This window comes from Ramlibacter sp. AN1133 (assembly GCF_037890035.1).
GTDB lineage: Bacteria > Pseudomonadota > Gammaproteobacteria > Burkholderiales > Burkholderiaceae_C > Ramlibacter.
Window position 1 is genome coordinate 67566 of the sequence record NZ_JBBKTQ010000012.1, and the last position, 11539, is coordinate 79104.

An 11539-nucleotide genomic window follows, 5' to 3' on the forward strand; every position below is an offset into this window, starting at 1 on the left:
GTTCAGAGCTTCGGTTGCCACGTCACGCCCACGAAGACACCGCGGCCCGCCTGCCGGTACCCGAACACGGTTTCGTGGGCGCGGTCGAACACGTTCTCGATGCGGCCGAACGCCTTCACCTGCGGCGACACCGCGTAGGCCGCCGAGAGGTCCAGCACGCCATAGCCGGCCAGGCGCACCGGCGTGCCCTGGGCGCGGTCCTCGCGGTTGCCGCTGGCGCGCAGGTTGCCGCCCCATTGCCAGGCACCGAGCTCGCGCGTGACGCCCAGGTGGCCGAAGACGCGCGCGCGGCGCACCAGCCGCGCGTCGGTGTCGAGGTCGCGCGGGTCCTGCGCCGTGAGGCCGGCACGCACCGCGTAGTCGCGGACGCGGCCCGCATACGCCAGTTCCAGGCCGCGGTTGCGCGCCCGGCCCACGTTGATGCTGTGGAAGGCGGAATCGAAGCCGATCAGGTCGTGGAAGCGGTTGCGGAACAGCGTGGCACGCACTTCCTGCCCCCGCACCGCGTACTGCAGCGCGAGCTCCGTCGAACGCACGCGCTCGGGCCGCAGGTCGGGGTTGCCGATGCCGAAGGGGAAGAACAGGTCGTTGAAGCTGGGCGCGCGAAAGCCGGTCGAGACCGAGGCGCTGGCGCGCCAGGCCTGCGTGAGCTGGTACCCGTAGGCCGCGAGCCAGGTGTTCGCGCTGCCGAAGTCGCTGTAGCGGTCGTGCCGCGCGTTGAGCTGCAACTGGTGCCTGTCGTGGTCCAGCGCGTAGCCCAGGCGGGCGCTGTCGACGGTGCGCCGATCGCGGTCGTAGGGCGTGTCCGCGGCGATGTGCTGGCGCGTGTGCTCCAGGCCGGCGGTGACGCGGTGGCCGGGCGCGGCCTCCCATTCCGCCGCGAGCTGCCCGGCGTCGGAGCGCGAATTCACGAAGAACGGGAACGCGCCCTCGTTCGCATCGAGCTTGTCGACGGCACGCGTGAGCGCCGCGTCCACCCGCAGCGTGGGCGCCAGCCGCAAACGCGCGTCCAGCGTGCCTACCTGCTCCACGAAGCGCGAGGCGTCGCGCTGGGTCGCCGGCCCGAACTCGTTGTCGTATTCGATGCGGCCGCGCGCATCGCGCAGCCTCAGGCCGACGACGTGCGCGCCGACGTCCTGCGTGAGGGCCACGGACGCCGAGCGCCGCCGGTAGCCGTCGCGGTCCGGGTTCGTGCCGGGGATCTCCTCCTGCCGGATCGCGTTGAAGCCGCGGTCCCGCAGGCCGCCGACGCTGGCGCGCAGGCCGGTGCCGGAGGCGAGCTTGACCGAGCCGGTGGCGTTCGCGTCCACGAGCCCGCGCGAGCCCGCCTGCGCCGTCACGCTGGCGAACGGCGTGCCGGTGGGTTGCCGCGTGAAGACCTGGATCACGCCGCCGATCGCGGCGCTCCCGTACAGGCTGGAGACGTTGCCGCGCACGACCTCGATGCGCTCGACGTCGGCCAGCGGGATGTGCTCGATCGCCCCCAGGCCGAAGTTGAGGTTGTTGATCGGCACGCCGTCGACCAGCACCAGCGTGTGGCGCGGCTCGGCGCCGCGCAGGAACACGCCGGCGACGCTGCCCTGCGGGCCGGTCTGCGTCAGCTCGGCGCCGGTGAGCCGCCCCAGCAGCGTGGGCAGATCGGGCGTCTGCGCCTGTTCGATCTCGCGCCGCGTGATCAGCGTGGTGGCGGGCAGCGCGTCCTGCACGGCCTGTTCGGTGCGGGCGGCGGAGACGACGACCTCGCGCAGCGCGGACTGCGCGCCGGCACCGGAGGCGGCAAGGGCCAGGGCCAGCGGCAGGCCGGCGCGGGAAACCAGTTTCTTGGGGACCATGGTTGGATGACAGGGATGCATGCCCGCGCCGGCTTCCCCGCCTGCGCCCTGGGCGTCACGGCCCGCGCGCGTTGCAGGCGTGCGGGCCACCTCGTTGGCCGGTATCCGGGCTGGCGGAAGAACTCCCGTCGCCTTCCCAGGGCCGCTGTGTCGGGCGGTTCCCAGTGGCTTGCGAGGACGAAAGTCGCGTGGAGGAATCCACACGTCCGCTTACCGTTGCGGGGGCAGCGCAGGTTGGCCATTCGCGTTTGCGCGGCAGGCGCCCTGCTTCCCGTTGAACTGCGGCATGCGAACCACACCGCGAGCACCAACCCCTTGATTCTAAAGCGGCAATGGACACAAAACCCTACAATTCGCGCCATGGCCAATGGCTCCCAGATCGACCAGCTCGTCGACCGCGTCGAACGCCTGCTCGTTCGCTACGAGGAGCTTCAGCGCACCAACGCGCTGCTGGCCGAACAGGTGGAGCTGCTCACGACGGAACGCGATTCGCTCCGGTCGCGCCTGTCCGCCGCCCGCGCGCGCGTCGACGCGCTGCTCGAACGCCTGCCCGACCTGAACACCCCCGCATGAAGCAGCTCGAAGTCCAGATCATGGGCCAGAGCTACCTGCTCGGTTGCCCCGAAGGCGGCGAGCAGCGGCTGCTGGAAGCGGTGGAAAAAGTCGACACGGCGATGTGCCGCATCCGCGACGCCGGCAAGGTCAAGGCCCGCGACCGCATCGCCGTGCTCGCGGCGCTGAACCTGGCCTTCGACGTGGCAGGAAAGGCGTCGCAGCAACCGCTGCACGCGGCCAGCTTCGCCAACGGCGACAGCACCGTCACCAGCATGCGCAACCTCGCCGACGAAGTGAAGCTGGCGCAGCTGCTGGTGCGCGTGGACAAGGCGCTGGGCGACGACGGGCGGCTGCTTTAAATCCAAGACCGAACTGCCGGACGCAGAGGACGCGAAGGGTACGCAGAGGGCGCAAAAGGAACAAAGAAAACTTCAGAAGGTTTTCTTTGCGTCCTCTGCGTACCCTTTGCGCCCTCTGCGTACGGCTGTCTGGTGTTTCCCGCCGCACACGCAAAGCAGTTGAGCTTAGCCGCTCGCGTGTCAAGTCCGAAATTCCTTGATGCCTTCACGCTGGCATTGCACACGGGCGCGATTTGCGTCCTAGAATGGCTTCGTCTGCAGTGCGTATCGGGCTTTATATTTCCTTGAACCAATGCTCATTGAGCAAGGGCTTGGAACATCGCCTGGTGAGCGTGAACATCTCGCGTCAGATGATCCCAACGCCAGCAGCTGACCTCGCCCACCTGAACCCCGGTTCAGGATGCGGTCCGGTGGCACTACAGACACCTTCTCCCGACCGGCCGCCTCGCGCGGCCGGTCCCCTTTGCGCAGCCCCCCTGCCCGACTGAGCCACAATGGCGGCCTGCCCGCCGCGGAAAAGGCGCGGGCCGGCGCGCGTCGCGCGCGACAAGAACAATGCTGCTGCAACCCGTCCTGATCCTCGAACTGCTGCTGGCCGGCGTCGGCGCCGGCCTGCTGTCCGGCCTCCTCGGCATCGGCGGCGCCATGGTGCTCGTCCCGGTGCTCACCTTCGTGCTGGGGCACACGGGCATCCCGGCGGAATACACGGTGAAGATGGCCGTGGCCACCTCGCTGGCGACCATCATGTTCACCTCGATGTCCTCGGTGCGCGCGCACCATCGCCGCGGCGCCGTGCGCTGGGAGATCGCCCGCGTGCTCGCACCGGGCATCGTCGTGGGCTCGCTGGCCGGGGCGCAGGTCGCCGTGGCCCTGCCCGCGAAGACGCTGGGCATCCTGTTCGCGATCTTCATCGCGTTCTCGGCGACGCAGATGCTGCTGGATCGCAAGCCCTCGGCCACGCGCACCATCCCCGGTGCGCTCGGCACCTTCGGCGTCGGCATCGTGATCGGCCTGCTGTCGGCACTGGTCGGCGCCGGCGGCGCCTTCGTCTCGGTGCCCTTCATGACCTGGTGCAACGTGAAGATCCACGAGGCGGTGGCGACCTCCGCCGCCCTGGGCTTCCCGATCGCGCTGGCCGGCACCGCCGGCTACATCTGGGCCGGGCGCGACCTCGCGCAGGCGCCGCCCGGCTCCATCGGCTACATCTTCCTGCCCGGCCTGGTCATCATCTCGCTGGCCAGCATGACGCTGGCGCCGCTGGGCGCCCGCATCGCGCACGGCATGCAGATCCGGCCGCTCAAGCGGATCTTCGCCGTGGTGCTGTACGGCATCTCGGCATACTTCCTCCTGCGCTGAACGACTTCCAAGGAGCCCGCCATCGCCCGCATCGCCTTCATCGGACAACAGGAATTCGGCAAGGCCGTCCTGGAAGCCTTCCTCGCCCGCGGCGACACCATCGCCGGCGTGTTCTGCATCCCCGACAAGCCGGGCGCGAAGCCCGACGCGCTCAAGGCCGACGCGCTGGCGCTGGGCCTGCCCGTGTTCACCTTCGCCAGCCTGCGCAGCCCCGAGGCCGAGGCCGCCATGCGTTCGCTCGATGCGGACATCGGCATCATGGCCTACGTGCTGCAGTTCGCGCCGCAGTCCTTCGTGAACATCCCGCGCCACGGCACGATCCAGTTCCACCCCTCGCTGCTGCCGCTGCACCGCGGTCCCTCTTCCATCAGCTGGCCGATCGCGCTCGGCGCGAAGCGCACGGGACTGACGATCTTCCGCCCCACCGACGGCCTCGACGAAGGCCCCGTCATCCTGCAGAAGACCTGCGAGATCGGGCCGGACGAGACGCTGGGCGAGGTCTACTTCAACAAGCTGTTCCCCATGGGCATCGCCGCGCTGCTCGAAGCCACGGACATCGTGATGGCCGGCCGGCACGAGGAGCAGGTGCAGGACGAATCGCAGGCCACCTACGAAGGCTGGCTGCAGGACGCCGAGGCCGAGATCCACTGGTGGGGCCACGTGGACACGATCTACAACCTGATCCGCGCCTGCAACCCCGCGCCCGGCGCGTGGACGATGATCGAAGGCGTGAGGGTGCGCGTGTACGACTGCCGCAAGCACGTGGTGGGGCGCTTCGTGGCGCGCGGCCACAAGCCCGGCGACGTGGCCGGCGTGAGCGAGGACTCGATCGTGCTCTGGGCCCAGGGCGGCCTGATCGAGATCCTCAAGCTGCGCCCCGAAGGCGGCGGCAAGATGGCCGCCGGCGAGTTCGCGCGCCAGCAGGGCCTGGCTATTTCGGACGCGTGGAAGTCCTGGGTGCGCCCAGCCGCGACGACCTGATGCCCAGGGCCTGGTCGATGAGCCCCGCGCCATCGGCCAGCAGGAAGTTCTTGAAGGCCTGCGCCACCGGCGGCAGCCGCTTGGTGCGCCGGTGCACGACGAACCAGTTCAGCATCAGCGGGAAGCCCTGCACGTCCAGGATGCAGAGGCTGCCGGACTGCAGTTCGCGGCTCACGGTGTGGGCGGACAGGAAGCTCACGCCCATGCCCGCCATCACCGCCTGCTTGATCGTCTCGGTGCTGCGGATCTCCATCGCGATGTTCAGCCCCGGCAGCTGCGTGCCGAAGCCGTCGACCATCGAGTTCCAGGTGTCGGAGCCCTTCTCGCGCACGACGAAGGGTTCGCGGATCACGCGCGAGACGGATATTCGCGGTGTCTTCGCCAGCGGATGCGTGGGCGCCGCGACGATCACGTAGGGGTGCGGCGCGAAGGGCTCCGCCACCGTGTCCTCGTCCTCCGGCGGCCGCACCATCACCGCGAGGTCGGTCACGTTCTCCTTCATCTGCGCCAGCAGCTCCTCGCGGTTGCACACCCCGAAGTTGAGCGTGACGCCCTCGTGGCGCTGCGCGAATTCGACCAGCAGCCGGGGAAAGAAGTAGTCGCCGGCGCTGATCACCGAGACGTTCAGCCGCCCGCCCGACACGCCCTTGTACTGGGCCATCGCCTCCTCGGCCTCCTGGAACTTCTGGATGATCTCGCGGCTGGACTGCAGCATCTGCGCGCCCGCGGGCGTGAGATGGATCTTCTTGCCCAGCTGCTCGAACAGCGGCAGCCCGGCGTGTTCCTCGAGCTTGCGGACTTGCGTCGACACCGCCGGCTGGGTCAGGTGCAGTTCCTCGGCGGCGCGCGAGAAGCTGCGGTGGCGGGCGACGGCTTCGAAGACCTTGAGCTGGCGCAGGGTGGCGTTCTTCATGGCGCCGCCGATCATAACTCCGGGATGATGAAGATGATCAAATACTTTCACTATCATTAATCGTGAGCGGGACCTAAAGTGGCTCCATCGCAGCACGCAACAGGAGACCGCCATGCGCCAGCAGACCACTTCCACCCCGGCCACCGCCCGCCCCCACAGCTACACCGGTGACGAGGAACTGGACCTGTCCTGCACGTGGGAACCGGCCCGCCACGGCGAGGGGCGCGAAGCGATCCGGGCCTACGTCGAGAAGGAGATGCCGCACCTGCTGCGCTCCTACGACCCCGAATTCCTGCTGGACGCCGTCGAGAGCACGCGCGCCCGCCAGGGCCGCTGAAGCCGGCCCGCGGGGCCCGGCCCTGCGATGCGGCCTCGCCCGGCGCGGGGCACGCTCTCCTTCGTCTCCCTCGCGGCGCCTCGTGCGCCGCGTTGTCATTGGGCCTTCGCAAAACTTCACCGTGCGGCAACATGCATCGCTCGCGCATGCATCGCCACCGTCGCGCCACGCTGCGCGCCGCAGTAGTCCTTCGGCTTTCACTGCCCACCTGGAAGGCCCCGGACTTTCCCTAGACGAACAAACTCCTTTTGGAAAAATTGACCGCAGTCAAGAGAATTCGGGGGTTCATCGTCCGACCATCCGCCGCAGCCCCGCGATGAACGTTCCTTCCGACGACAGAGGGCGCGGGCGGCGCAAAAACTCAGGAGACAACGCGTGAAGACAAGCAAGGTCATGTTCCGCATGGCGGCAGGCATCGCCGCCGCCGCATCCGCCGCCCTGTTCGCGGCCCCCGCGCTGGCGGCGTGGGAGCCCGGCAAGCCGGTCGAATTCATCGTGCCGGCCGGCACCGGCGGTGGCGCCGACCAGATGGCCCGCCTGATCCAGGGCGTGGTGGTCAAGCACAACCTGATGAAGCAGCCGCTGATCGTGGTGAACAAGTCCGGCGGCGCGGGCGCCGAGGGCTTCCTCGACGTCAAGAACTCCAAGGGCGATCCGAACAAGATCATCGTCACCCTGTCGAACCTGTTCACCACCCCGATGGCGACCGGCGTGCCCTTCAACTGGCGCGACATGACGCCGGTGTCGATGATGGCGCTGGACAACTTCGTGCTGTGGGTCAACGCCGAGACCCCGTACAAGACCGCCAAGGAGTACCTCGACGCCGCCAAGGCCGCGGGCCCGGGCAAGATCAAGATGGGCGGCACCGGCTCCAAGCAGGAAGACCAGATCCTGACCGTCGGCCTCGAGAAGGCCACCGGCGCCAAGTTCATCTACATCCCCTTCAAGGGCGGCGGCGAGGTCGCGGTGCAGCTGGTGGGCAAGCACGTGGATTCGTCCGTGAACAACCCGATCGAGGCCGTGGCCCAGTGGCGCGCGGGCAAGCTGCGCCCGCTGTGCGTGTTCGACGCCCATCGCATGCCGTACAAGGCGAAGATCACCGACACCATGTCCTGGGGCGACATCCCGACCTGCAAGGAAGCGGGCGTGCCCACCGAGTACACGATGCTGCGCGGCATCTTCATGCCGCCCGGCGTCTCGGCGGAGCAGAAGCAGTTCTACATCGACCTGCTCAAGAAGGTGCGTGAAACCCCCGAGTGGAAAGACTACATGGAGAAGGGTGCCTTCAACCAGTCCTACATGGACGGCGAATCCTTCAACCAGTGGCTCGGCAAGGCGGAGCAGCACCACCGCGAACTGATGAAGGAAGCAGGCTTCCTGGCCAAGTGAGCGTCCCCACGCCCCCCGCCACGCGGGGGGCGTTTTTCTTTCCGACCTTCCCCCCGAGAACATTCACGGAGATGCCGGCAGTATCGGCAGGAGACAAGCGCATGGATATCGCACAACAAGAGCCCGTCGCCGAGGAGCGCTCGGGCGTTCCCACTTTCGCGGTCGAGGCCGCGGTCGCGGCCCTGGTGCTGCTCATGGGCCTGGTCGTCACCACGGCGAGCTGGAAACTCGGCGCCGGCTGGATGAGCGACGGTCCGGGCGCCGGCTACTTTCCCTTCTACGTCGGCCTCATCCTGTGCATCTCCGGCGCCGGCACGCTGTACCAGTCGCTGCTGGGCAAGAAGCGCAACCACGAGATCTTCGTCGACGGCGAGCAGATCAAGCGCGTGCTGATGGTGCTGGTGCCGGCGGCGATCTACGTCGGCGCGATCCAGCTCGTGGGCATGTACATCGCGTCGGCCGTCTACATCGCCATCTTCATGATCGTGCTGGGGAAGTTCTCGCGCATCAAGAGCGTGCTCCTGGGCGTGGCCATCGCCGTCCTCTTCTTCGCGATGTTCGAGATGTGGTTCAAGGTGCCGCTGGAAAAGGGCATGCTGAACCCGACGGGCTTCCTGGGCTACTGAGCCCCTTCCCATGAACCAGGACGGATTCTCGTCATGACCGAACTCAGCGCACTCTTCCATGGCTTCAGCGTCATCCTGACGCCGATGAACATGCTCCTCATGCTGGTGGGCATCACCCTCGGGGTGCTCATCGGCGTGCTGCCGGGGCTCGGCGGCGCCAACGGCGTCGCCATCCTGCTGCCCCTGACCTTCACGATGTCGCCCACGTCGGCGATCATCATGCTGTCCTGCATCTACTGGGGCGCGCTGTTCGGCGGCGCCATCACGTCGGTGCTGTTCAACATCCCCGGCGAACCGTGGTCGGTCGCAACCACCTTCGACGGCTACCCGATGGCGCAGAAGGGACAGGCGGGGCAGGCGCTCACGGCGGCCTTCACCTCCTCCTTCGTCGGCGCCTTCGTCGCGGTGCTGATGATCACCTTCCTGGCGCCGCTGGTCGCCAAGTTCGCGCTCGAATTCGGCCCGCCGGAATTCTTCGCGGTCTACCTGCTGACCTTCTGCAGCTTCGTCGGCATGGGCAAGGGCTCGCCCTTCAAGATCCTCGCCTCGATGGCGATCGGCTTCGCGCTCGCCGCGGTGGGCATGGACACCGTCACCGGCCAGCTGCGCCTGACCTTCGGCTTCGAGGAGCTGATGCGCGGCTTCGACTTCCTGATCGCGGTGATCGGCCTGTTCGGCATCGGCGAGATCCTGCTGTCGATGGAGGAAGGCCTGGCCTTCTCCGGCAAGTCCGCGAAGATCAACCCCAAGGTCGTGTTCGAGACCTGGAAGCAGCTGCCCAAGTACTGGATGACCTCCGTGCGCAGTTCGCTCGTGGGCATGTGGATGGGCATCACCCCCGGCGGCGCCACGCCCGCATCCTTCATGAGCTATGGCCTGGCGAAGAAGATGTCCAAGGACGGCGCCAAGTTCGGCACCGGCCAGATCGAGGGCGTGATCGCGCCGGAGACCGCTGCGCACGCCGCCGGCACCAGCGCCCTGCTGCCGATGCTGGCACTGGGCATCCCCGGCTCGCCGACGGCTGCCGTGCTGCTCGGTGGCCTGCTGATCTGGGGCCTGCAGCCCGGGCCGCTGCTGTTCGTGGAACAGAAGGACTTCGTCTGGGGCCTGATCGCCTCGATGTACCTGGGCAACCTGGCCGGCCTGATCGTCGTGCTGACCACCGTGCCGCTGTTCGCGTCGATCCTGCGCATCCCGTTCTCGATCATCGCGCCGGTCATCGTGGTGATCTGCGCGATCGGCGCCTTCACCGTGCACAACGCGATGATGGACGTGTGGCTGATGCTGCTGTTCGGCGTGATGGGCTACGTGTTCAAGAAGCTCGACTACCCGCTGGCGCCGCTGGTGCTGGCGCTGGTGCTCGGCGACAAGGCCGAGGACTCGTTCCGCCAGGCCATGCTGGTGTCCCAGGGCGACCTGTCGATCATGGTGTCCAATCCGCTGGTGGGCACGATCACGGGCCTGGCGCTGCTGCTGCTGGCGTGGCCGGTCATCTCGAAGATCATCCACAAGCTGCGCCCGCCCAAGGGCAGCAACTTCGCGGCCGAACAGCCGGTCGATTGAGAATGACGCAGAGGAAGGGGACCTGACATGCCCGTGATCGCACTGACCCAGGAAATGGGCTCGCTCGCCAAGGACGTCGCCGAGCGCGTCGCCGCGGCCGGCGGGCTGGCCGTGATGCGCAACGAGGTGATGGAGAACGTGGCCGAACGCATGCACGTGCCGCCCAGCCTGGTGCGCCGCGTGCGCGAAGGCAAGGCGGGGCTCGTCGAGCGCCTCACCACCGACAAGCAGCAGTTCGCGCTCTACACCGAGGAGGAGATCCTGCACCAGGCGGCCCGCGGCAACGTGGTGCTGCGCGGCTGGGGCGCGACGCGCGTGCTGCATGCCGTGCCGCACGTCGTGCGCGTGCGGGTGACGCGCTCCTTCGATGCGCGCGTGCGGTGGGTGATGGAGGACATGGAGACGGACAACCGGGACCAGGCCGAGGCCGAAGTCCGCCGCAGCGACAACGCGCATGCCGCGCGCATGAACGCCACCTACGGCGTGACCTGGGGCGACCCGCTGCTGTACGACCTGGTGATCAACACCGACCGCGTCTCGGTGGAAAGCGCCGCGCAGACGATCCTGCAGCTCGCCGCCCGACCGGAATTCCAGGAGACGTCGGAGTCGCGCGCGATCCTCGCCGGGCTGGCGCTGGCGGCCAAGGTGCGCGCCGCGCTCAAGGCCAACGATTCGACCCGCCACACCGACGTGCAGATCGAGGCGCGCGGCGCCGGCGTGGTGCTCAGCGGCATCGTGGTCAACGAGCAGGAGCGCACGGAAGCCGAGCGCGTCGCCAGCACCGTCGTGGGCCTGGGCAACGTGGAGAACCGCCTGCACCTGATGGCGATCACGCGCAAGTTCACGTACGCGAAGACGTGAATTGTTCGTCACCCCCGCGCAGGCGGGGGCCCAGGCGAAGCGGCCCACGGGCCGCTTTTTCTTGGGGGCCGTGTCCGGTGGGCGTCGCGCCAGGTACCGCTTGGCAGCCGCGTAAAGTGGACGCCGCGCCGCTCGGGCCGGACCAGTCCGTGGCTGTCCGTCTCAGCGACTGTCCCCCGGCGCGGATGAGAACCGTTGCCCGTGCTGGCGCCGCGCCCGCGCCTCCTCCTTGATGTCACTGAGCCGGACAGCCACGGACTGGCCCTGCAGCGTGTAGACCGCAAGGGTGTGGCTTCGCTTGGCGCTGTCCCCGACGCTCGAGCGAGCTCGCCGACGGACGCTGCGCTCGCACCCGCGCGGGGGAGGACCAGGGCGTGACCGTCCGACTCGGCGACATCAAGGAGGAGGCGCGGGCGCGGGGCCAGCACGAGCAACGGTTCCCATCCGCGCCGGGGGACAGTCGCCGAGGCGGACGGTCACGTCCTGGTCCGGGTCTGAGGCAACGGCGAACAGTGGTAGCCGTCGGCCGGCCTCTTTAGGTCATCTTCATTGCTTCGCAATGCTCTGGTTCCCCGCCTGCGCGGGGATGACGCAACGGTGGCGCAGGGGGATGACGCAAGCGTGGCGCAGGGGGATGACGATGTGTGAACGCTATGTTCGCTTATGGTTTCCAAAAGCGATGCGTGATGCATCGCGAACGCGCGCACCTGACCGCATCCTGACCTGCGTCAAACAACTTCCCGCGCTGCGAAACGAGTGCTTAGGGG

Annotated in this window: 11 protein-coding genes and 1 riboswitch; of the genes, 9 read left to right on the top strand and 2 right to left on the bottom strand. The window is 68.2% G+C overall.

Going from position 1 to position 11539, the window contains the following annotated elements; genetic code table 11:
* Positions 1-2: 2 nt before the first annotated feature.
* Positions 3-1832 carry a TonB-dependent receptor domain-containing protein gene (locus tag WG923_RS17835; RefSeq protein ID WP_340352329.1) on the bottom strand — a complete coding sequence of 610 codons (1830 nt, stop codon included), beginning with the start codon at positions 1830-1832 and terminating at the stop codon, positions 3-5.
* 79 nt (positions 1833-1911) lie between these two features.
* Positions 1912-2159, bottom strand: a riboswitch (cobalamin riboswitch).
* Between the two features lie 33 nt (positions 2160-2192).
* On the opposite strand from WG923_RS17835, the gene WG923_RS17840 reads away from it, so the two are divergent.
* From WG923_RS17840 to WG923_RS17855, 4 genes are all read left to right on the top strand, one after another.
* A complete protein-coding gene (locus WG923_RS17840; protein ID WP_201693096.1) occupies positions 2193-2405 on the top strand; it encodes a cell division protein ZapB in 213 nt (70 codons plus the stop codon).
* Positions 2402-2746, top strand: coding sequence for a cell division protein ZapA (locus tag WG923_RS17845; protein ID WP_340352330.1), 345 nt, complete (start codon positions 2402-2404; stop codon positions 2744-2746). The genes WG923_RS17840 and WG923_RS17845 overlap by 4 nt, the downstream gene beginning before the upstream one ends.
* Before the next feature lie 555 nt (positions 2747-3301).
* A complete protein-coding gene (locus WG923_RS17850) occupies positions 3302-4102 on the top strand; it encodes a sulfite exporter TauE/SafE family protein (protein ID WP_340352331.1) in 801 nt (266 codons plus the stop codon).
* Positions 4103-4141: 39 nt separating this feature from the next.
* On the top strand, positions 4142-5083 hold the full coding sequence (locus tag WG923_RS17855) for a methionyl-tRNA formyltransferase (protein ID WP_340352409.1): 942 nt from the start codon (positions 4142-4144) through the stop codon (positions 5081-5083).
* Here WG923_RS17855 and WG923_RS17860 read toward each other — a convergent pair.
* Entirely contained in the window at positions 5034-5996 is a 963-nt protein-coding gene (locus WG923_RS17860) for a LysR family transcriptional regulator (protein ID WP_340352332.1), read from the bottom strand. The genes WG923_RS17855 and WG923_RS17860 overlap by 50 nt on opposite strands.
* A gap of 112 nt (positions 5997-6108) precedes the next feature.
* Here WG923_RS17860 and WG923_RS17865 point away from each other — a divergent pair, with 112 nt between their 5' ends.
* The 5 genes from WG923_RS17865 (at position 6109) to WG923_RS17885 (ending at position 10772) form a co-directional block, all read left to right on the top strand.
* Positions 6109-6333: a hypothetical protein gene (locus WG923_RS17865; protein WP_340352333.1), complete on the top strand. Its 225-nt coding sequence runs from the start codon at positions 6109-6111 to the stop codon at positions 6331-6333.
* A 402-nt stretch (positions 6334-6735) separates the two neighbouring features.
* A complete protein-coding gene (locus WG923_RS17870) occupies positions 6736-7722 on the top strand; it encodes a Bug family tripartite tricarboxylate transporter substrate binding protein (RefSeq protein ID WP_340352410.1) in 987 nt (328 codons plus the stop codon).
* 101 nt (positions 7723-7823) lie between these two features.
* Positions 7824-8348: a tripartite tricarboxylate transporter TctB family protein gene (locus WG923_RS17875; protein WP_340352334.1), complete on the top strand. Its 525-nt coding sequence runs from the start codon at positions 7824-7826 to the stop codon at positions 8346-8348.
* A gap of 33 nt (positions 8349-8381) precedes the next feature.
* Positions 8382-9911: a tripartite tricarboxylate transporter permease gene (locus tag WG923_RS17880; protein WP_340352335.1), complete on the top strand. Its 1530-nt coding sequence runs from the start codon at positions 8382-8384 to the stop codon at positions 9909-9911.
* A 27-nt stretch (positions 9912-9938) separates the two neighbouring features.
* Positions 9939-10772 carry a cytidylate kinase family protein gene (locus WG923_RS17885; RefSeq protein WP_340352336.1) on the top strand — a complete coding sequence of 278 codons (834 nt, stop codon included), beginning with the start codon at positions 9939-9941 and terminating at the stop codon, positions 10770-10772.
* The last annotated feature ends 767 nt before the right edge of the window (positions 10773-11539 follow it).